The sequence below is a fragment of the Mammaliicoccus sp. J-M41 genome (assembly GCF_022385935.1).
GTDB classification, from domain to species: Bacteria; Bacillota; Bacilli; order Staphylococcales; family Staphylococcaceae; genus Mammaliicoccus; species Mammaliicoccus sciuri_A.
The window spans coordinates 39,291-59,163 of record NZ_JAJNIR010000005.1 but is presented as its reverse complement, the minus strand read 5'-3'; the positions used below and the strand labels follow the sequence as shown (position 1 = coordinate 59,163).

The following is a 19,873-nucleotide window of genomic DNA, read 5'->3' as shown; positions in this document are numbered from 1 at the left end:
TGCATTAAAATTATGTTAAAATACAAATATATTATAAATTCAAACAGTTAGGCATTGAAATAATACAGTTAGGCAAAAGAAGTAAAATGTAAATCAATATGTTCTATAATCATAATGAAGGAGGGGCGCTATGTATCAACCTGTCCAAACACAAATAGATAAAATTGCTGCAAGTCTTCAAAATTCAAATAATCTAGATCATGTTAGTTATTTAAAGGTAAAGTATGGACTAGAAGTATTTGTAGGGAATATGATGAAGACCATAGTTATATACGGCGCTGCCCTTCTATGCCATATATTTTTATACACACTTATTGTACATCTTAGTTATTTTGCCATTCGATATTTCGCGTTTGGCGCGCACGCTAAGTCCACATTTCTATGTACGATACAAAGCCTAATCATGTTTGTCGTTGCACCACTTATAATCATAAATACCAACATACCCTATTGGCCATTCTTAGCCATAGCGTTAGTCGGTTATCTTATCATTATAAAGTACGCACCAATGCAAACAAAGAAACACCCAATATTAGGCAAATGGAAAAAAGGACTTAAACTAAGATCAATCCTAGCAGCAACAATTTTGATAGTATTATCTTTATTCCTTAAAGAACCCTATCAACAATTAATATGTTTAGGATTAATCTTTGAAGCAGTATCACTATTACCTATATTTTACAAAGAGGAGGAAACATTATCATGAATTTATTATCTAGCCTATTTTCAAAATCAGTATCAAATATCCTTTCAGCAATCGGTGAAAAAGCGGTAATTAGAGGTTGTAACGTATTCTTAGATGAAACAGAAGTACCACAAGAATTATTAAACGAAAAACAATAAGTAATATATAATTTGGGAAGTGTAAGTATATGGCACAATTATCAATTACAGAGACTATTATATATGGTTTGTTTCAAACATCATTATTTGTAGTTTTATTAGCACTAACTCAAAACTATCGATATTCAAAAAGGGATTATGTCATCCTATTATTAGGGTACATGATCCCTTCTCTTGCTTTATATTTTATAGTTGGTGTAGCATCTATAATATTTGTTATAACTTTTTTGGGAGTCTTTTTCTACTTTAAATTTAGAATATTTGGGATTATAAATACATTACTGGTCATAATCATTTCAGTAGTTTCAGATTATTTATCATCCTTATTAATTAGACTCATCTTTAATATAGAGCCTTCTGCAATATCAACACATGTATTTTATTTTGTCTTTCATTTTATAATCTCAGTATCAATAGCGATTATAATAAGACAATTAATGAATAGACTTAAATTAAGCTATTTATATAACAACCGTATTTACCTACTATTGTTAGCAGCATTCTTAGGTCTTTCTTTTACGGTGTTCTATGTATACATGCCAAAGTCTTACAATACTGAAAAAGAGTTTGAATTCCAAACTTTATTTTATGTGATTTATGTATGTGTTGCTGCTATTTTTATTATTTTAATTTCTTTCACGGTTATTAGAGAGATGGCTTTGCAGCGTACGAAGAAAGAAATCAATCAGTATTATAAGTATACGTTGCAGATTGAACAAATTAATAATGAGATGCGTAAGTTTCGTCATGATTATGTAAATATTTTAGCGACGTTATCTGAATATATTAGAGAAGATGATATGGATGGTTTGAGAACTTACTTTGACCAAAATATTGCACATCTTCATGATGATATGAAATTAAATGCGATAAAAATTAATGGTCTTCAAAATTTACATGTTAGAGAAATTAAGGGTTTATTAACGACGAAAATTATTCAATCTCAGGAACAGAATATCAATATTAGTGTTGAGATTACTGAACAGATTGATCATATAAATATGAACATTGTTGAATTAAGTAGATGTATTGGCATCATTATGGATAATGCAATTGAGGCATCTGAGTTTGTTGATAATCCAACGATTCAAATTGCATTTATTAAAAATGAGGAATCGATTTTACTTGTATTCATGAATAAATGTTCTAAAGATACGCCTAAGGTACATAAACTATTTGAAAATCATTATTCTACTAAAGGTCGTAAGCGTGGTATTGGGTTAACTACGTTGAAAGAAATTACTGAGAAGACTGACCATGTTTTCTTAGATACTTTTATTAATAATCAATACTTTATTCAAAAGCTTGAAATTTTAAATGATAGCAATGAGGAAGTGATTCAATGAAAATCATCATTTGTGAAGATGACCCGAAACAATTAGAGCGCATGCAGACGATTATCAATAATTATATTATGATTGAAGAAAAAGAAATGTCTATTGAACTTGCAACACGTGATCCGTATGAATTGTTGGAGCACGTTAAATCTTCAAATGATATAGGTTGTTACTTTTTAGATATTCAATTAGACGCTGATATTAATGGTATTACATTAGCAAGTGAAATACGTAAGTATGACCCTATTGGTAATATTGTTTTTGTCACAAGCCACAGTGAACTGACTTATTTAACATTTGTTTATAAAGTTGCTGCGATGGATTTTATTTTTAAAGATGATCCTGATCAACTGAAGACTAGAGTGTTAGATTGTTTAGACACTGCATACATAAGATTAGGTATGCTTTCTAAAAATACAAACGTAGAAAAGATAGAATTAACAAGAGGTAGCAATTCTGTATATGTTCAATATGATGATGTTATGTTCTTTGAGTCATCATCAAAATCACATCGACTAATTGCTCATCTAGATAATAGACAAATTGAGTTTTATGGCAGTTTAAAAGATTTATCTAATTTAGATGACCGCTTCTTCAGATGCCATAACAGTTATGTCATTAATCGTAATAACGTTGATACTATTAACACGAAAGATCGTGCAGTATATTTTAGTAATGGTGAGCATTGCTATGCATCTGTACGAAATATTAAAAAAATATAAATAAAACAGCGTACATGATTTATTTCAAATGTACGCTGTTTTTTTATTAATGATTTACTTTTTATTCATGATTAATAGCATTTCTAAATGATTCAATATCTTCTATGTAATATTTCACTTCGCCGCATTGTAAACATACTGCTGCTTTCGGTATTGCAATCGCTTTGTTTAAAATATCTTCATTCTCTTCTTCTTTTATTAATCTAACATCAACTAGAGTGCCTGGAACATTCGTACGAAGATCATCTACCATTTCTTGATTACAACTTGCACATTTCATATAAGACATCCCCTTTTAGATTATGCTCGTTCTGATTATATTTTACTCTTTTATTTTATCACTTGCAAAAAGATTCAAGCGTCCATCCTCAAAAATTTGAATGACATATATATAGGAAGATTTTAGTTGTTTTAAAAATTTTATATAAAAAGCATAAAATAATAGTGGAATATCTAACGAGTTTATGGCATAATGATATCAGATGATCATCTAATAAATTAAGAGATGAAAGGAGGTCAATATGAAACCTTTTCCAATCTTTTTATTTAGTATTGTTTGTATGGTCGCTACATCATTCAATACGTCACGAACTGCGCACGCTAATAATGATATGACACCTATTGGTTTTCAATTTTATGCTTCTGATAATACCCCGATATCTAATGAAACTTTCCAATTACAGTTAGATCAAGAAGTTAAATCTTTAACAACTAAATCTGACGGTTTAGCATTTATAGAAATTCCTAATAAGAATATTAAACCTCATTACACTTTAACCACTTCAAATAATCAAACTTTTACTGTTGAACCTAATAAGTTATATAGATTGACTTCTTCTAGCAATATCCAACGCAATATAGCAAATACAAATAATCAATCCATTTCTATTAATGTACTTTCAAAGACCTATCACCCTTTAAATAATGTCGAAGTTAAACTCATTGCAAATAACCAAGAACTTTCTGGCATAACAGATCAGAACGGTAATACTTCAATCAATATACCCACTACATTTACTAAGTCCACTAAATTTAATGTGAAGATTAACGGCATAGATAGCCACTCAACGATTTCACTAGGAGAGGATAAATATTATACATTTAATTCTGACGACAAGACCACTTCAACTTTTGAGCAAAATACAAATCAACCTACTCAAATAGATCAAGGTCAACAAAATCAAAATCAAATTACGGATAATTCAAATTCTAATCAAATTCCAAGTCAAAATCAGACATACCAAATCTCAGTCATTAAAGACTCTTTAATTCCTAACCCTAATAAACTTACTAACGATCACACTAATAAAGAAAAAAAGACCAAATCAGAAAACAACAAAGCTTCCTGAAACTGGTCAAAGTTCAAAACATTACTTAAATTATTTAATAAGTGCATTACTCATATGTATTGCATCAATTCTATTTTTTATATTCAAAAAGAAGCGGTCTAAACAATAGCATTGTATTTTGAAATGATTTTACCACCCTCGATTATAATTGGTTTACCGAGATGATTGATACTTTTAATATGTTCGAAATACTTTTCACCTACTATTTGAAACATCGTTTGGGACAATAACGCATTTGAACAATATGTTCGATTAGCATCCCAACTATCAAATCTGTATAATCTTTTTAACAAATTACAGAAACCTGTATGAGACCCTAATATTATCCACGCATCTGGTTCATACTTCATAAATTTATTAACATATTTTTTAGAAGAACCAACATGATTCTTCCAAATGACGATATTAACATATACTTCAGATTTTTTTCGTTCGTACCACATATACTCTATGATTGCTTTTAAATGAAATGCTGTATTAATCATCTCCTTTTCATTACTCGTTCCAATTGTAATCGATTTTAAAAATGGTTGGTCATATTCAATGCTTTCAAGTATGGCATATAATTCATCTTCGCTTGGTACTTTGAGATTATGAGATAAAGCTTTTAATTGATGACACTTGTCATTTTCTAGTCTTGGGGATATTAAAACATTACGCTCATATCGCAAATATAAACCCTCCTAATTTTTAAATATAAAAAAGGGAGCAATCACAGAAATATTGTGATTGCTCCTTTATTTTAATTATTAGATTCGATTTCAGATACAATTTCTTTTGTTTTTTGTTCTAATTCTTCAAAGTCTTTTTTAAATACAAATGCTAAGACAGCAATACCTGCCCCAACAGCAACTGTTGTTATAGCAATTAAGATGAAAAAGAATTTGAATATCCCTTTAATACAATCCATTGAAGTCACCTCATTCATCATTTTCTACCTCTTTCATCATAACATAATATTTAAAATACATAAAAGATATTATCCTTTTCTAAGCGAGATATTATCGATATATAGATATTTTAGTATAATTTCACTTAATATATGTATCATTTCATCATTAATACGTAAAATAAATAATTAATTCAAATAAAGTATTGAAAATTTTTTGTATTATTGTTAATATTCTGATTATTATTTAATTGGAAGGTGTATATATGAGTAATATTAAGAAGTTCAGTCAGTTTATCAATAAAACATTTGTATTTTGGATGCTTTTAGCAGCAGTGTTAGGCTTTAGCTTTCCAAATGCCATTGCTCAAATAGCACCTTACATTCCTTATTTATTAGGAATTGTAATGTTTGGAATGGGCATGACTATCTCTACAAATGATTTTAAAGAAGTATTTAAATCACCCAAAAGCGTATTAATCGGTGTTATTCTTCAATATACCGTAATGCCTGTTACTGCATATTTAATCGCTAAAGGGCTTAATTTAAGTCCTGACGTAGCATTAGGCGTTATCTTAGTAGGTTGTTGTCCAGGTGGAACTGCATCAAATGTTATTAGCTATTTAGCTAAAGCAAATACTGCGTTATCCGTTTCTATCACAACTGTTTCTACATTATTAGCACCTATTGTTACACCTAGTTTAATATATTTATTTGCAAGAGAATGGTTACAAGTATCATTTGCATCTATGTTTATATCAGTAGTTCAAGTTGTACTGATTCCAATTATATTAGGTTTTATCGTACAAAGATTCTTTAGACCAGTTGCAGAAAAATCTATTGATATTTTACCTATTATTTCAGTTGTATCTATTTCACTTATTCTTGCAAGCGTAGTCGCAGGTAATAAAACACAAATCATTGAAACTGGTCTTATTATGTTCGGCGTTGTCTTACTTCATAATGTCAGTGGTTTAACAATTGGATACTTATTAGCTAAATTATTCAAACTTAATAGACCAGATAAACGAGCAATTTCTATAGAGGTTGGAATGCAAAATTCCGGACTAGCTGTGTCACTCGCAACAGCACATTTCAATCCCCTATCCGCAGTTCCTGGCGCCATATTCAGCTTTATCCACTTAATCACTGGACCTACAATTGCTATTATATGGTCTAACCAAACTAAAAAGACTAACAAAGCGCAATCTTATAGTACATCAACAGATCAAATATAAAGAGTAAAGAGCAAGAGACATTAAATTGTCCCTTGCTCTTTATTTCAAAAATATATATTCTAGCTGTTCTATAAGCGTCATTTAATAGATTATCTTCTATACCATTCTTGCCATATTTTCTTTACGTAAATATATCCTTGATTCCACATTTTACATACCCCCTTCTCACATAATCTGTGAGATAATTGGTAATTCAAATATAACATGGTAATAAATTACATAGGTTAAGCTATTATTACAATCTCTTTAACATCATATTTCCAATTATATGAGAGGATTTACGTGACAAAGTACATAAGTTCAATCAAAATAAATATATGAGGAGTGATAATGTGCAAAATGTTAAGATGCAAACATTAGAGTTTAGAGGAAACCATTATGATTATGGCGTTGCTCAAGCAGAATGGTTAAAGTCTACAAAAATGTTGCAAAATAGAGAAAAAGAATGGCGAATTAGAAGACCCCGCTTCGATATTAATATAGATGAAACAAAAAATATATATCAAAAATTCGCACCAAAAATTTGGGACGAACTAATGGGGATTCAAGATACATTAAAATTTCCGTTAGAAACAATCTTGTTAAACTATGGTCATTATAGAGTTTATGCTAAAGATAGTGGTTGTTCTATTTTCTTAGGAGAAGATTATATGGTTAGAAACTATGATTATAGTCCTGCTACATATGATGGGAGATTTAGTTTATTCCAACCTACAGATGGAGGATATGCACAAATCGGTCCTACTTCCAGAGTAACTGGCAGAATGGATGGCATGAATGAACATGGTTTAGCGATGGGCTATAATTTTATGCATCGTAAAAAACCTGGTGATGGATTTGTTTGCTACATGATTGGAAGATTGATCTTAGAAACATGTAAAGATGTCGATGATGCTGTTAGATTATTAAATGAGATTCCTCATCGTAGTTCATTTAGCTATATTTTAATGGATAAAACAAACAAGAGAATTACTGTAGAAGCGACACCAAGAGAAGTTGTGACTAAACAAAACAATTTATGTACCAATCATTTTGAAATATTAAGTCATGAGAATCGAAATTATATTAAAGAGTCTGTTGACAGATATAATCGAATTGACCAAATCACAAATGATCAAATGTCTTTAGAAGATGCTTTTCGATATTTTAATGATCCTCAATATGAAATTTACAGCAAGTTATTCAAAAGTTGGTCAGGTACGATACATACATCAGCATACATACCTAGCCAATTAAAAATGAAAATTGCACTTGGTGAAAATGGCACCATACATACATTTGATTTCAAAGAATGGTTAGATGGTAAATCCATTACACTTCCTACAATAACAGGTCAGATTGATTCAGACATTCTATTTGCTAGTGAATGAAAATAGGCTGAGACATAAATGTCTCAGCCTATTTTTATACTATTTTATATAAATATCTCCGTTATCTGTGTAACTTTCAATAACGTGTTTCCCTTTACCTACTTTTTCGCCATTAAATGCTTTATTTTCAATTTTTGTATTGCCAGATTCAGATTGAAGTTGTAATAAAGTATTCTTAGGTGGATTCATATAAGAAATTGAAATATCTCCGTCTTCAGTAGATGATTTAATATCGCATTCATTTTTCAATTGGCTAATATTAATATTACCTAATGATGTAATCATCTCACTATTCACAAGACTACTTTTGTCGACAGATATATTACCTGTTTTGATTTCGCCTGTAAATTCCGTTAAATCTGAATGTTTAACTTTAACACTGCCTAAGTCTGTCATTGCTTTAGCATGTTTTAAGTTTACATTATGGTAAACAATGTCACCTGTATCCGTAATCATATTACTATTGTTGCTTTTAGCGTCACGAACTGAAATGTTTCCAGTATTCGTAGTAATGTTAAATGATTCGTAATTTTTAGGTGGTAGTGTGATCACTAAGTGATTGACGGTCTTTCTAAATGGAATAAAATTAGCATTAAATTTATATTTATTTTCCCTTTCCGTAAAATGCAATAAATTATTTTCTATGCTCGCATTAACATCTTGATTACCATTATATTTAATACCTAAATATTTCCCTTTCTTAACTTCAACATTTGTATTTTGCCCATTCACGATAACTTGTTCAACTTGATTGTTTTTATATACTTTTTCATATGTTTCTTGCTTTTCATATTTATTATTAACTGTAAACCAAAGTATCGTTCCTAAAATGCCAAAAATTAAGAAGATGCCTAGACCAGATAAAAATAACTTCTTCATGATTCAGCACGCCCCTTAACGAGTTTCACACACCATCTTAAATATTTTAAGATACCTTTGTAACTCACTTCTATTAATTTAAGCCCTGCTATTAACAACATCAGTCCTAACCCTAAGAAAGAAATTGAAAAAATGATATTTGTAATATCAACCCAATAAAAACCGTGAACAAATACATTGATCACACTAACGATAGGACCTAACATCATTAAAGCACCGATTACGACTACGATGAGCAGTACAAAGGCAATGATAAGAAATGGAATAATAATAAAAAATATATTAAAAAAGCTTAGTCCTAATGTCGCTAAAATTGCTTGAAATACATTCTTAAAATTGGGTGATAACTCTGCATCATGAATGGCACTTGTTGCATATATTTTCTTGGCGATTGCTTTAGGTTCACCAAGTTCTTGTATTAAACTTTGTTCATCTTCTGATTCAAAAAATTTCGTTTCATATTCGTACATTATTTTATCTCGCTCTACTTTAGGCAGTCGAGATAATTCATCCTCAAGGTAATTAAGGAAGGTTATTTTATCCATAGAAATACCCCTTATATTCTGAAGTTAACCTTATATTATTCATTATTTTACCATTCTTTTTACAAACAAACTTATATTATCATTTGAATTATTTGATTTCAAGTTATACCCATATGCTATACTAATTTCAATATACAAATAAGGGGGTAATGATGTGAAAGAATTAATAAAACCGAGTAAGCTTTCTAAAGGCGATACTGTAGCAATTGTCTCGCCTTCTTCAGGATTAGCTGGCGAAAAAGACATATTATGGAGAACTGAAGTTGGTATACAAAGATTAAAGGATGAGTTCGGATTAAATGTCAAAGTCATGCCACACGCATTAAAAGGCGCTGACTATACTTATAATCATCCAGAAAAACGAGTAGAAGATTTACATCAAGCACTTCAAGATCCAGAAGTTAAAGCTATTATCTGTACATTAGGCGGAGATGATTCTGTTAGATTGTGGCCATACATAGATTTAAATATTATTAAGGATAACCCTAAAATTTTCAGTGGCTATTCAGACACGACTGCACTTCATTTCATGTTTAATCAAGCAGGTGTTTCAAGCTTTTATGGACCATTGTTATTAACTGATTTTGCCGAAAATGTTCAAATGGATGACTACACTGTTCAATCGATCAATCAAACGTGGTTCCAAAATGGTGTTGTCGGTAATGTACCTACTTCACCACAAATTAGAAAATACGGTTTACAGTGGGATGAAAAGAATAAAAATATTAATCGTGAATCTTTTGATAATAACGGATATGAAATTCTAAATGGTTCTGGCAAAGCTACTGGACATCTTATTGGCGGTTGTATGGAATTATTCCATTCCTTAAAAGCTACTGACGTGTTCCCTAATAAAGACGTCTTTGATGGTGCTATTCTTTTCATTGAGACTGCTGAAGTTCATGCCCCACCATGGCTGATGGAAGATTATGTCCGTGCATTTGGTTCTATGGGTATTTTTGATAGAATTAATGGCGTTATTATCGGAAGACCTCAAGACGATGTATACTATGAAGAATATAAAGAAGTCTGGGTTAAAATGTTAAAAGAGTGGCATCAAGAAGATATGCCCGTTTTCTATAATGCTAGTTTTGGACATAATGAACCTAAATGCATTATTCCATACGGTGCACAAGCTGAATTAGATGTCGATAATAAGACATTTACAATAATCGATAATGCTGTAGATTAATTATTCATTTTAAAGTATTGTACTTTGCGAAATATTTCAGAATTGTTATAATATTAAGTATATCAAAGGGGGATTTTTACAATGACAAAGTTAGCTACATACTATGAACAGGCACAATCCATTAAAGAATATGTTAATGAGATGACAACAAATAAAGAGCAATTACTCGATATTTATCAATCTTTCCAATTACCTAAAAATGATGAACGATTAGATAAAATTAAAGATAAAAATTATAAAGTACTTGTGATTACTGAAGATTGGTGTGGAGATGCAATGATGAACATACCTGTTCTATTAAACATTGCTGATTACGCTAATATTGAAGTGAAAGCTTTCCATCGTGATGAAGATACAAATTTAATTGATCAATACTTAACAAATGGTACTGCTCGCTCTATACCTATTTTTGTATTTTTAAATGACAAACATGAACAAGAACATGTTTGGGGACCAAGAGCAATCAGCGTCCAAAAATTTGTAGAAAATATTCGTAAAGATTTACCAAGTAAAGACGATCCAACATATGCTGAAAAAGAAAAAGAAGTACATCATAGCATCCATGAAACTTATCAAAATAAAACAGAATTTTGGGATGACGTATACGAATCAATCGTTAGTTCAATTTCATAATTAAACGTATAAAGGCTCGGACTAAATGTCCGAGCCTTATTTATGTATATGCGCCACTATTCACTTAGGAGAATTTCTCGCCATCCCCATGGCTACTAATATAACTATACTTCAAATCAATAAAAACTGAAAATTCATGTTATTAAAGTTAACATATAAAAATTGGCAAGTGAAAAGCGCTCGTCCGGGAATTAACGAGCGCTTTTCGGGGAAGGGTTATTAATTAAGGAAACATGTATTTTTATAAAGCCGGGAAACTTTATAAAAATATCTTGAATCATTTTATGATCCATTTCAACGTTACAATTACAGATAACTATCAAAACACGTTCTACACAAAGTCATTTACAATCATGAAAAAAACATATACGAAATAGTTTTGAGGAATTGAATGGATTGTGCTTCGTGTTGTGTTATCTATGACTAAAGTATATCAGTGAGATAGGAATTTTTGTTGATTCATTCTTAACTCAAATATTTCATTTCTTAAGTGTATTTTACAACTATTTTTTTAACAGTTAGGCATGCCTAACTGTTAAAAAGACGATGAAATCAACATGCAATCATGCTGCCTAACTGTTCAATACTGTCACTTTTTTAAAATTTTTGATTGCTGAATATTCTGAATTTAGCTATAATGACATCAATTGAACACAATTACTATAGGGGGAATATGATGAACAAGAAAATCAAAAACAGGTGGCTTATTGCAGTTGCAGCTGTTGGAATACATATTTCAATAGGATCTGTTTATTCATGGAGTGTATTCACGAAACATATTCAAAATGATTTAGGCTTTACTTTAAGTGAAGTATCTAGAATATTTAGTATCGCAATATTGTTTTTAGGACTTTCTGCAGCTTTTATGGGACATTTCGTTGAGAAATTTGGACCACGTTTATCCGGACTTGTTTCTACGATATTTTTCATCTCAGGATTGTTACTTTCTAGTTATGCAATTTCCGTTGAGAGCTTGCCCTTACTTTACTTAGGATATGGTGTATTATCAGGTATTGGACTTGGTATTGGTTATATTGCACCTGTATCTACATTAGTGAAATGGTTCCCCGATAAGCGTGGTATGGCTACAGGATTAGCAATTATGGGATTTGGATTCGCATCAATGATTGCCAGTCCAGTTATAGAATTTCTCATAACACATTTTAATCTTGTATCGACTTTTATCATTTTAGCAGTCGTGTATTGTATTATCATGCTGATCTCTAGTTTATATTTAGAAAGACCACCGGAATATTATAGACCTAATAGTTTTAATCCTCAAAAAGATAAAAAGAAAAAACCAGACTTAGTTCAAATGTCTGCTAATGAGGCCGTTAGAACTAAAAGGTTTTATTATTTATGGTTAATGCTCTTTATTAATGTTACTTGTGGTATAGCGATTTTATCTGTCGCAAGCCCAATGGCACAAGAAATTGTAAACTTAACACCTGCTCAAGCTGCCACAATGGTTGGTATTATCGGTGTGTTTAATGGTCTTGGTCGCCTCATTTGGGCAAGTATATCTGATTTTATTGGCAGAACAAATGTCTATACAATTTTCTTTGTCATACAAATCGCATTATTCTTATGGTTACCAATTGTTGATAATTCAATGCTATTTCAAATTATTCTGTTCATCATCATCTCTTGTTATGGCGGCGGTTTCTCTTCTATCCCCGCTTATATCGGTGATATATTTGGTACGAAACAACTCGGTGCCATACATGGCTATATATTAACTGCATGGGCAGCTGCTGGATTAGTTGGACCTTTTATATCAGCAACTGTCAGAGAAGTTACACAAAGTTACATGGCAACGTTATATATTTTCGCAGCATTCTTTGTTGTAGCATTAGCGATTTCATTCTTAATCAGAGTAGATATTAAAAGAATTAAAGAAATGCAAGCACAGTAAACATCAAATAAAAGCACATAACAAAACCTCCAAATCTTTAAATAAACAGATTTGGAGGTTTTTATATTCATATTTAAATAAATTATACAAATAGACTTATAAATAGTATAAAGATAATACCTGAAACTGAGATAACTGTTTCAAGAAGCGTCCATGATAAGAATGTTTCTTTCATCGTTAAACCGAAATATTCTTTAAACATCCAGAAACCAGCATCATTTACGTGTGACGCGATTACACTACCAGCACCAGTTGCTAATACGACTAATGCTAAATTAGCATCTGATGATTCTAATAATGGCATAACAATACCAACTGTCGATATAGCAGCAACTGTTGCAGAACCTAATGCTAATCTTAGTACTGCTGCGACGATCCAAGCTAATAATATTGGAGACATTGCAGTATCTGTAAATAGTGATTCAACTGTTTTACCTACGCCGCCATCAATTAATATTTGCTTAAATGCACCACCGCCACCGATGATTAAGAGCATCATACCGATTGGATAAATGGCATTTGTTAATGTATCCATAACTTCTGTAACTTTATATCCTCGTTTAAGACCCATTGAATAAATAGCGAATAATACTGAAATTAACATTGCAGTACCCGCTTCACCAATAAAACTAATAAAGCCTAAAATACCTTGAGGGTTTTCTGGTGAGCCTGTTAATAAATCTACAATAGTTGAAATAAGCATAATAAATACTGGTAATAAAGCTGTTAAAGCAGAAATTCCAAAGCTAGGTGTTTCGTCTATATTGAATGTTTTTTGTTTACCTAATGAAGCTAAGTCACCAGACTTAGTAAATGCTTCTGGAATTGCTTTTTTCGCAAATCTTGTAAAAATAGGACCTGCAATAATTGTTACTGGTATTGCAACAATAAAGCCGAATAGTAATACTTGACCAATATCTGCACCAAATTCTTTAGCGATCATGACTGGACCTGGATGAGGTGGTAAAAATCCATGTGTAACAGATAATGCAGCTGTCATTGGAATACCTAAGTATAATGTTGAAACTTTAGATTCTTTAGCAATTGTAAAGACAATCGGAATTAATAGTACTAACCCTACTTCGAAGAATAAAGCTATACCAATAATAAATGATGCTGTTACAACTGCCCATTGAATACGTTTTTGACCAAATTTATTAATCAATGTATGTGCAATTCTAGTTGCACCGCCCCCGTCTGCTAGTAACTTACCTAACATAGCACCGAGACCAAATATTAAAGCAATGTGACCGAGTGTAGAGCCCATTCCTGTTTCAATTGTGCCGATAACTTTGCTTAGTGGCATACCAAGCATAATACCAGTTAACATAGCTGTGATAATCAGAGATACAAATGTGTTAAGTTTTAACCACATAATTAAACCTAATAATATAACAATTGCGAGTGCGACAATTAATAATGGTGCAATATCTGAAAACATATAAACATCTCCTTATGAATGTGTTGATTGAAATTCTGAGATTAAATCGTATTCTTCATTTAATTTACGACTTAAATTGATATAAATCGGAATTAACGATTGGTAAATATCGACATTCTCTTGATTAGGTTCATGTTGATATGTTTTACCGACCATTTTGTTTAAAACTTCAAAATCCTCAATTTCCCCAATAGCTTTTAGTCCTAATATGCAAGCACCTAAACATGAACTTTCGTAACTTTCTGGTACTTCAACAGAAGTATCAAATATATCTGCCATCATTTGGCGCCATACCTCACTCTTAGCAAATCCACCTGTTGCTTTAATTTGTTCAGGCGCTTTATCCATCACTTCTATTAAAGCAAGATACACTGTATATAAATTAAGTAGAACACCTTCTAACGCAGCACGTATCATATGTTCTTTTTTATGAGACAGTGTCAAACCAAAGTAACTGCCTCTTGCATTCGCATTCCAAAGCGGTGCTCTTTCACCAGCTAAATACGGATGGAATAACAAACCATTTGCCCCAGGTTTAACTCTACTTGCAATCTTAGTTAAAACATCATATGAATCAACGCCAAGTCTTTTAGCTGTTTCAACTTCACTTGCTAACAATTCATCTCTTAACCATCTTAGAACGACACCACCGTTATTCACTGGTCCACCGATGCAATAGTGATCTTCCGTTAATACGTAACAGAATATTCTTCCTTTATCATCTGTCTTTGGTTTATCAATAATTGTTCTAATAGCACCGCTCGTTCCAATCGTTACGGCTACTTCTCCTTCACGATAGCTATTAACACCTAAATTGGACAATACGCCATCTGAAGCGCCGATTACAATCGGTGTATCTTCATTGATGCCCATAATATCAGCATAATTCTTTTTAACTTGCTTCATAATATGTGTTGTTGACACTAATTCTGGTAATTGCGTTTCATTAATTTCAAGTAAGTTTAAGACATCTTTATCCCAATTTAATGTATTCAAATTCATCATACCCGTCGCTGAACCAATTGAGTGGTCCATAACGTATGTTTCAAATAATTGATAGAATACATAAGTCTTAATATCTATCCATTTCTCAGTGTTTTTAAATATATCGGCATGTTCATGTTTTAACCAATAAATTTTTGATAATGGAGACATTGGATGAATGGGTGTACCCGTTCTTTTATATATTTCTATACCGTTATGTTCATTATTAATCTTATCTGCGTATTCACTTGCTCTATTATCTGCCCAAGTGATACATTCAGTTAATGGCTGATTGTTTTTATCCATTGCTATCAAGCTGTGCATCGCACTACTGAAACTTAATAATTTGATTTCTTCTGGCTTAGCACCAACTTCTCTAATCACTTTTTTTACTGTAAATAGTACAGCGTCGAATATTTCTGCAGGACTTTCTTCTGCAACGCCAATCTCATGGGTCGTCATTGGATATTCTATATTATGTTTTTTCAAAAAGTTCCCTTCGCTATCATAAATAACAGCTTTAGTACTCGTTGTACCAATATCTACACCAATCATATATTTCATTACAAAATCCTACTTTCTATCTATATTAGTTTGAGAATTCCACAAGACATCAATTTGTTCATCAACGTCATCGAAATTTAAATGAAATGCTTCTTTCATTTTATTTCTGTCTTTATTTTCAATCGCTTCAATATATACTTTATGGTTATGAATAACTCTTTTAAAATCTTCAGGTTCATTCTGCATTCTTTTTCTCATTGAAATTAAAACTAAACATTCCATAACAGGCGTTAAATTATGCCATATCATTTCAATGTATTGATGGTGAATAGCAGTGATCATCGATTCATGGAATTGTAGGTCCAATCTCGTGAATTCATCTGCATCTTCAAATTCAACAGCTACAGTCATCATTTTTAATATTTTATTCAGCTGTTTAATCACTTCTTCATTATTTTCAACGAGTAATCTTTCAAATACAAATGACTCTAACATTAACCTAATATCATATATTTCTTTTTGGTTAGCTTTAGATAACCCCATAACAACTGCTCCCATACGTTCTAAAGATATAAGCCCATCTTGTTGCAGGAGTTTAAGTGCATCTCTTACTGGCGATCGACTCACTTCAAATTGTTGAGCAATTTTATTTTCACTTAACTTATCGCCTTCTTCTATAATCTTACTTATAATTGCTAGTCTAAGTTCACTCGCTACTTGCTCTCCCGTTGAACGATGCTTTAACCATTCGCTTGGATAATGATAATGATGTTTCATAAAATACCTCCAAACTTCGTATACTTGTATACAAGTTATTGTAAACGTTTTCGAATTATTTGTAAACGGTTACTGCTTATTTTTTAAAATACAAAAAAAGAGTTCAGGATTTTTTTAATCCCAAACTCTTATATATATAACTCTATTCTATTGATAATCGATTTAGTACAACTTCCCCTAATGCTTTACTCGCCGTTAATAAAGCATCTTCATTTACGACAAATTTTGGACTATGGTTAAAATGCGCTTTCTCAATTCCATATGGTTTACATCCGACAAAGAAAAATGTACCTGGTATTTTCTCAAGATATATCGCAAAGTCTTCAGAACTCGTTAATTGTTCATGTTCTTTTAAAGATTCAAAATAATCACCTTGACTCGTTGCCAAAATATCTATTAAATAATCTGTTTGTTTATAGTGATTGACTAGTGGAATACAATCTAATTCATATTTAAACTCACATTGAATATTAAATGTATCTTCTAATCCTCTAATTAACTGCTCGATTTCATCATGGATTTGATGACCTATACGGCTTTCCATATATCTTACATCACCAGCTAATTCCACACTATCTTGGATAACATTTAATGATCCTAAACCATTAAATGAACTAATCGTTACAACACCCATATCAAATGGATTCAACCTTCTCGAAACAACGGTTTGAACATTCGTTACGAAAGTAGTTGCTGCCATAATTGCATCATTCGCTAGGTGTGGACTTGATCCATGTCCACCTTTTCCTTTAACTTTAAGGTGAAATAATGATCGACCACCCATTGTAGGACCTTTCCTATATGAAATAACATCAGGTGTATAATCAGGGAATAAATGAATACCATAGATTTCGTCCACACCATTTAAATATCCTGACTGCATCATGTCAATTGCGCCACCTGGTGCTAACTCTTCGGCATGTTGATGGATAATTATAATCTTGCCAGGTAAATGCTCTTTAAGTTCAATCAAACATTCCGCAAGTATTAACAAATATGCAGTATGTGCATCATGCCCACAAGCATGCATCCAGCCTTTATTTTTAGAACTAAATGGTAATCCCGTATCTTCAGTAATATTTAAAGCATCAAAGTCTGCTCGTAATGCAATTGTTCTTCCCGGTAAACTGCCTTCAATCTCTACAATCAGTCCGTAATTACCACCAATACGATTATGTATAACGACGTCTTTATTTTCATAAAATGCTTCTATATATTGTGATGTCTTCACTTCATTAAATGACGGTTCAGGATATTGATGTAAATATTGATAATGCTTAATCATATCTTGTTCTTTTTGTTCGAGCTTTTTGAATAGTAAACTACGTAACATAGATTCACCCCCCTCAATTTCATAAAAAGTAACTACCACAAGATGTAGTAGCTACTTTTTTTCATTTTTATCTTTTAATTTATCTGGATGTTCATCAACTTTATCTTCTTTTTCAAACTTTGCTAATACGGCTGTTAGGAAAAATCCTAGTCCAGCTCCGATCATTAATGAGCTAGGTGTACCGTGGAAAAAGAAACTTGCAACAATACATATTATACCAATAATGATATAATGTTTAATAAATTTTTTACCCAAAAATATCCCTCATTCTTATGTCTAATAAGTTAAATTTAACATAGAAATGAGGGATAAACCATTAAATATTCTTATTTCTTATCATGTAATGATTGATACCTGTGAATACAGCAATACATGCTACAGATATCCATATTTGTGATACTTTCATTGTTAGTAAACCTTGATTCAATATTTTAGGTAAAAAGTCTAAAGGATTGTATTTCATCATTTTTGATAAATCTTCCCCTATTTCAGGAATAAAAATCAATGCATCAAAGATGTTAGGTAAAAATAATATCAATATGATGGCAGTAGTATAAACAACTGCTGATTTACCAGTTAATAAATTTAGAATATTTAATAATGTTCCGTAAAATAGCATGATAAGTAGAAATTCACCAAACATTTTGAAATAGTCAGATACACTTAATTCGCCTGCATCAATTATAGTTGATGCTAATAATGTAAATAGCGTACCTAAAATCGTAAATATAATAACAATGCCGATAATTGATAGTAACTTACCGTATAAATACTTCACTCTATTTGTTTTAGAATTTAAAAACAACTGAATCGTACCATACTGCATATCACGTACTATCGTTCTAATAGAGAACATTAATAATACAAGTCCACCAAATATGAAGAACATAGCCAATACAACTTGTGCATCAAATGGTCCATCTAACGTTTTAACAGAAATCATGATGGCTATTCCTGGAAACAATGAAATGAGAAATCCTAAATAGCCTAATGGACTTTTAAATATTCTCGTTAAATCATATTTTACATGTTGGGCGATATTCATGATACTTCAACTCCTTTGTTAATATTAAAGTATTGATCTCTTAAAGTCGTTTTATTATTTTGAATAAACTTAGGATAAATATTTTTAGCGCTTAATGCTTTTAACACTTCTTGATAATCTTCCAGTGCTTCTACTGAAATAATCGATTCTTGTTTATTACTTGTTACTACTTTGTAATTCATCGTAAGAAGATTAAGTGCTTCATTATAGTTTGAATGATCAAAAATAAATTTAGTCACGTCTTTAGATTGAGCTTTCATATCATAATCTTCAACGATTGCACCATCTTTCATAAATACTGTTCTATCACATATTAATTCAATATCTTCTAACTTATGACTTGAAATGAGTACTTTAATATTCAAATCTTTACTTACTTTTTCTAATGTTTTTAAGACGTCAATCGAACCGTCTGGATCCATTCCGTTAGTTGGTTCATCTAAAATCAAATATTGTGGTTTATTCATAAGCGCAACTGCAATAGATAGTTTCTGCTTCATACCCATTGAATATTTTTTTACTTTTTTGTCGATATAAGGCTTAATGCCAAATGACTCGATTAACATATTGATATAATTATCATCAACATTAGTCCCTAATACATTTCTAAAGAAGTTTAAATTATAATAGCCTGTTTTATTTAAATATAATTTAGGATTTTCTATTAAATAACCCACTTTGTCACTATTTTCTTTGTTGAAATCCCCTTCATATTTCATAATATTCTGGTTCATAATTTTCATTAAAGTTGTTTTACCTACACCATTTTTACCGATCAATCCGACAATTTGGCTATCCCCAAAATCAAAGTCAATATTCTTGAGGATATGTTGCTTACCGTAATACTTTTGTATGTTATTTAATTTCACGATTATTC

23 protein-coding genes are annotated in these 19,873 nt (G+C 31.2%); 11 read left to right on the top strand and 12 right to left on the bottom strand.

Annotated elements, in window-relative coordinates:
• Positions 1-130 precede the first annotated feature (130 nt).
• From LQ686_RS03390 to agrA, 4 genes are read left to right on the top strand one after another with little or no spacing between them, the layout of a single operon-like run.
• Positions 131-706: an accessory gene regulator AgrB gene (locus LQ686_RS03390; protein WP_107565490.1), complete on the top strand. Its 576-nt coding sequence runs from the start codon at positions 131-133 to the stop codon at positions 704-706.
• Entirely contained in the window at positions 703-843 is a 141-nt protein-coding gene (gene agrD / locus LQ686_RS03385) for a cyclic lactone autoinducer peptide AgrD (protein ID WP_107565491.1), read from the top strand. Before LQ686_RS03390 ends, agrD begins: the two co-directional genes overlap by 4 nt.
• Before the next feature lie 29 nt (positions 844-872).
• Positions 873-2,189 carry a quorum-sensing sensor histidine kinase AgrC gene (gene agrC, locus LQ686_RS03380; RefSeq protein WP_107596810.1) on the top strand — a complete coding sequence of 439 codons (1,317 nt, stop codon included), beginning with the start codon at positions 873-875 and terminating at the stop codon, positions 2,187-2,189.
• Complete coding sequence (gene agrA / locus LQ686_RS03375; RefSeq protein WP_037589542.1) at positions 2,186-2,902, top strand: quorum-sensing response regulator AgrA; 717 nt, start codon at positions 2,186-2,188, stop codon at positions 2,900-2,902. The genes agrC and agrA overlap by 4 nt, the downstream gene beginning before the upstream one ends.
• A gap of 61 nt (positions 2,903-2,963) precedes the next feature.
• Here agrA and LQ686_RS03370 read toward each other — a convergent pair whose 3' ends face one another.
• Positions 2,964-3,182, bottom strand: a complete 219-nt coding sequence (locus LQ686_RS03370; protein ID WP_025905095.1) for a hypothetical protein — start codon at positions 3,180-3,182, stop codon at positions 2,964-2,966.
• A 241-nt stretch (positions 3,183-3,423) separates the two neighbouring features.
• On the opposite strand from LQ686_RS03370, the gene LQ686_RS03365 reads away from it, so the two are divergent.
• Together LQ686_RS03365 and LQ686_RS14260 are read left to right on the top strand one after the other, a co-directional pair.
• Positions 3,424-4,251 carry a hypothetical protein gene (locus tag LQ686_RS03365; protein WP_239733165.1) on the top strand — a complete coding sequence of 276 codons (828 nt, stop codon included), beginning with the start codon at positions 3,424-3,426 and terminating at the stop codon, positions 4,249-4,251.
• Positions 4,184-4,360 (top strand): LPXTG cell wall anchor domain-containing protein, encoded by a 177-nt coding sequence (locus tag LQ686_RS14260; protein WP_325960165.1) that lies wholly within the window; start codon positions 4,184-4,186, stop codon positions 4,358-4,360. The genes LQ686_RS03365 and LQ686_RS14260 overlap by 68 nt, the downstream gene beginning before the upstream one ends.
• Here the strand turns inward: LQ686_RS14260 and LQ686_RS03355 are convergent.
• Both LQ686_RS03355 and LQ686_RS03350 read right to left on the bottom strand, forming a co-directional pair.
• Entirely contained in the window at positions 4,350-4,922 is a 573-nt protein-coding gene (locus LQ686_RS03355; protein ID WP_107618322.1) for a hypothetical protein, read from the bottom strand. The two genes, LQ686_RS14260 and LQ686_RS03355, sit on opposite strands and share 11 nt — an antisense overlap.
• A 71-nt stretch (positions 4,923-4,993) precedes the next feature.
• Complete coding sequence (locus LQ686_RS03350) at positions 4,994-5,182, bottom strand: hypothetical protein (RefSeq protein WP_037560030.1); 189 nt, start codon at positions 5,180-5,182, stop codon at positions 4,994-4,996.
• Positions 5,183-5,406: 224 nt separating this feature from the next.
• On the opposite strand from LQ686_RS03350, the gene LQ686_RS03345 reads away from it, so the two are divergent.
• Together LQ686_RS03345 and LQ686_RS03340 are read left to right on the top strand one after the other, a co-directional pair.
• Positions 5,407-6,378, top strand: coding sequence for a bile acid:sodium symporter family protein (locus LQ686_RS03345; protein ID WP_107565580.1), 972 nt, complete (start codon positions 5,407-5,409; stop codon positions 6,376-6,378).
• A gap of 332 nt (positions 6,379-6,710) precedes the next feature.
• Positions 6,711-7,748 (top strand): C45 family autoproteolytic acyltransferase/hydrolase, encoded by a 1,038-nt coding sequence (locus LQ686_RS03340; protein WP_107565581.1) that lies wholly within the window; start codon positions 6,711-6,713, stop codon positions 7,746-7,748.
• 39 nt (positions 7,749-7,787) lie between these two features.
• On the opposite strand, the gene LQ686_RS03335 is transcribed toward LQ686_RS03340, so the two are convergent.
• The gene (locus LQ686_RS03335) at positions 7,788-8,627 is read right to left on the bottom strand and encodes a DUF4097 family beta strand repeat-containing protein (protein WP_107590626.1); all 840 of its coding nucleotides are present in this window, start codon (positions 8,625-8,627) and stop codon (positions 7,788-7,790) included.
• Complete coding sequence (locus LQ686_RS03330) at positions 8,624-9,172, bottom strand: HAAS signaling domain-containing protein (RefSeq protein WP_107590627.1); 549 nt, start codon at positions 9,170-9,172, stop codon at positions 8,624-8,626. The genes LQ686_RS03335 and LQ686_RS03330 overlap by 4 nt, the downstream gene beginning before the upstream one ends.
• Positions 9,173-9,326: 154 nt before the next feature.
• Between LQ686_RS03330 and LQ686_RS03325 the strand changes: the two genes are divergently transcribed.
• From LQ686_RS03325 to LQ686_RS03315, 3 genes are all read left to right on the top strand, one after another.
• The gene (locus LQ686_RS03325) at positions 9,327-10,364 is read left to right on the top strand and encodes a S66 family peptidase (RefSeq protein WP_107590628.1); all 1,038 of its coding nucleotides are present in this window, start codon (positions 9,327-9,329) and stop codon (positions 10,362-10,364) included.
• Between the two features lie 81 nt (positions 10,365-10,445).
• Positions 10,446-10,997: a thioredoxin family protein gene (locus LQ686_RS03320; RefSeq protein WP_107565585.1), complete on the top strand. Its 552-nt coding sequence runs from the start codon at positions 10,446-10,448 to the stop codon at positions 10,995-10,997.
• A gap of 676 nt (positions 10,998-11,673) precedes the next feature.
• Entirely contained in the window at positions 11,674-12,912 is a 1,239-nt protein-coding gene (locus tag LQ686_RS03315; RefSeq protein ID WP_103360846.1) for an L-lactate MFS transporter, read from the top strand.
• A gap of 82 nt (positions 12,913-12,994) precedes the next feature.
• Here the strand turns inward: LQ686_RS03315 and LQ686_RS03310 are convergent, their stop codons facing one another.
• The 7 genes from LQ686_RS03310 to pmtC form a co-directional block, all read right to left on the bottom strand.
• Entirely contained in the window at positions 12,995-14,353 is a 1,359-nt protein-coding gene (locus LQ686_RS03310; RefSeq protein ID WP_037589558.1) for a gluconate:H+ symporter, read from the bottom strand.
• A gap of 12 nt (positions 14,354-14,365) precedes the next feature.
• Positions 14,366-15,901: a gluconokinase gene (gntK, locus tag LQ686_RS03305; RefSeq protein ID WP_103360845.1), complete on the bottom strand. Its 1,536-nt coding sequence runs from the start codon at positions 15,899-15,901 to the stop codon at positions 14,366-14,368.
• Between the two features lie 9 nt (positions 15,902-15,910).
• On the bottom strand, positions 15,911-16,618 hold the full coding sequence (locus tag LQ686_RS03300; RefSeq protein WP_025905083.1) for a GntR family transcriptional regulator: 708 nt from the start codon (positions 16,616-16,618) through the stop codon (positions 15,911-15,913).
• Positions 16,619-16,760: 142 nt separating this feature from the next.
• Positions 16,761-17,951, bottom strand: a complete 1,191-nt coding sequence (locus LQ686_RS03295) for an amidohydrolase (RefSeq protein ID WP_239733164.1) — start codon at positions 17,949-17,951, stop codon at positions 16,761-16,763.
• Between the two features lie 51 nt (positions 17,952-18,002).
• Positions 18,003-18,206, bottom strand: coding sequence for a hypothetical protein (locus tag LQ686_RS03290; protein WP_025905081.1), 204 nt, complete (start codon positions 18,204-18,206; stop codon positions 18,003-18,005).
• Between the two features lie 61 nt (positions 18,207-18,267).
• On the bottom strand, positions 18,268-18,996 hold the full coding sequence (locus tag LQ686_RS03285; protein WP_103360843.1) for an ABC transporter permease subunit: 729 nt from the start codon (positions 18,994-18,996) through the stop codon (positions 18,268-18,270).
• Positions 18,993-19,865, bottom strand: a complete 873-nt coding sequence (gene pmtC, locus LQ686_RS03280) for a phenol-soluble modulin export ABC transporter ATP-binding protein PmtC (protein WP_107565588.1) — start codon at positions 19,863-19,865, stop codon at positions 18,993-18,995. Before pmtC ends, LQ686_RS03285 begins: the two co-directional genes overlap by 4 nt.
• Between the last annotated feature and the right edge of the window lie 8 nt (positions 19,866-19,873).

What these genes read in the sequence shown, in the direction of transcription:
- LQ686_RS03390 (WP_107565490.1), top strand. Translation starts at nt 131, where the DNA reads ATGTATCAACCTGTCCAAACACAAATAGATAAAATTGCTGCAAGTCTT.
- agrD (WP_107565491.1), top strand. Translation starts at nt 703, where the DNA reads ATGAATTTATTATCTAGCCTATTTTCAAAATCAGTATCAAATATCCTT.
- agrC (WP_107596810.1), top strand. Translation starts at nt 873, where the DNA reads ATGGCACAATTATCAATTACAGAGACTATTATATATGGTTTGTTTCAA.
- agrA (WP_037589542.1), top strand. Translation starts at nt 2,186, where the DNA reads ATGAAAATCATCATTTGTGAAGATGACCCGAAACAATTAGAGCGCATG.
- LQ686_RS03370 (WP_025905095.1), bottom strand. Translation starts at nt 3,182, where the DNA reads ATGAAATGTGCAAGTTGTAATCAAGAAATGGTAGATGATCTTCGTACG.
- LQ686_RS03365 (WP_239733165.1), top strand. Translation starts at nt 3,424, where the DNA reads ATGAAACCTTTTCCAATCTTTTTATTTAGTATTGTTTGTATGGTCGCT.
- LQ686_RS03350 (WP_037560030.1), bottom strand. Translation starts at nt 5,182, where the DNA reads ATGATGAATGAGGTGACTTCAATGGATTGTATTAAAGGGATATTCAAA.
- LQ686_RS03345 (WP_107565580.1), top strand. Translation starts at nt 5,407, where the DNA reads ATGAGTAATATTAAGAAGTTCAGTCAGTTTATCAATAAAACATTTGTA.
- LQ686_RS03335 (WP_107590626.1), bottom strand. Translation starts at nt 8,627, where the DNA reads ATGAAGAAGTTATTTTTATCTGGTCTAGGCATCTTCTTAATTTTTGGC.
- LQ686_RS03330 (WP_107590627.1), bottom strand. Translation starts at nt 9,172, where the DNA reads ATGGATAAAATAACCTTCCTTAATTACCTTGAGGATGAATTATCTCGA.
- LQ686_RS03320 (WP_107565585.1), top strand. Translation starts at nt 10,446, where the DNA reads ATGACAAAGTTAGCTACATACTATGAACAGGCACAATCCATTAAAGAA.
- LQ686_RS03315 (WP_103360846.1), top strand. Translation starts at nt 11,674, where the DNA reads ATGAACAAGAAAATCAAAAACAGGTGGCTTATTGCAGTTGCAGCTGTT.
- LQ686_RS03310 (WP_037589558.1), bottom strand. Translation starts at nt 14,353, where the DNA reads ATGTTTTCAGATATTGCACCATTATTAATTGTCGCACTCGCAATTGTT.
- gntK (WP_103360845.1), bottom strand. Translation starts at nt 15,901, where the DNA reads ATGAAATATATGATTGGTGTAGATATTGGTACAACGAGTACTAAAGCT.
- LQ686_RS03300 (WP_025905083.1), bottom strand. Translation starts at nt 16,618, where the DNA reads ATGAAACATCATTATCATTATCCAAGCGAATGGTTAAAGCATCGTTCA.
- LQ686_RS03295 (WP_239733164.1), bottom strand. Translation starts at nt 17,951, where the DNA reads ATGTTACGTAGTTTACTATTCAAAAAGCTCGAACAAAAAGAACAAGAT.
- LQ686_RS03285 (WP_103360843.1), bottom strand. Translation starts at nt 18,996, where the DNA reads ATGAATATCGCCCAACATGTAAAATATGATTTAACGAGAATATTTAAA.